The sequence below is a fragment of the Oleiphilus sp. HI0079 genome, assembly GCF_001635105.1.
The window spans coordinates 1-676 of record NZ_LWFT01001125.1; the positions used below are offsets into that span (position 1 = coordinate 1).

Genomic DNA, 676 nt, shown 5'->3' on the forward strand with positions numbered 1-676 from the left:
AGAGCTGAAGCCAGTGATAGTCGGACTCGGTCTGATCTGCACTCGCATCACCCTCTTCATGCAAGAAGTCTTCAAACACCGCCGTGACATTGGCACGCAGGTCGCTCATGCGCGCAATCATTACCTCCCAACTATCTTCTTGCATTGCGGCCACTAGAGCGGATTGAGCCGTTTGATCTTGCGGCAGCAGCTGGGTTTGTTGATCCTTGAAACCTTGGATTCCATGCTCCATATCACGCAAATAGCGATATGTTTCGAGTAGCGTTTTCACCCACTCGCCGGGCAAATACTCCGCCTCGGCCAAGGTGCTATAAACCGATTGAAGACCAGTATCTTGGAGTCGTTGGTCACGCCCTCCATATATCAACTGCGTCGCTTGGGCAATAAACTCAATCTCCCGAATACCGCCGTTACCCAGCTTAATGTTCTGCTCACCACCCTTTCGATGCACCTCCGACTTAATTAGCCTCTTCATCTCTCTCAAAGCCTCAAAGCTCGAGTAATCCGGATAGCGACGATAGACAAAGGGCTGAACGATTTTTTCAATCAAATAAGCGCGATCCGCCGGCAAGCCGGTGATCGCACGCGCTTTAATCATTGCAAAGCGCTCCCACTCCCGCCCTTGTGTATAAAAGTAATCTTCGAAGCTAGCAAAATTAAGCGCCAACGCACCGCT

General features: G+C 50.7%; 2 pseudogenes. Both read right to left on the reverse strand.

Going from position 1 to position 676, the window contains the following annotated elements:
• Nucleotides 1–598: pseudogene (locus A3750_RS19940) on the reverse strand (hypothetical protein); the annotation flags it as partial.
• 21 nt (nt 599–619) lie between these two features.
• Nucleotides 620–667 (reverse strand): annotated as a pseudogene (locus tag A3750_RS27370) (hypothetical protein); the annotation flags it as partial.
• Between the last annotated feature and the right edge of the window lie 9 nt (nt 668–676).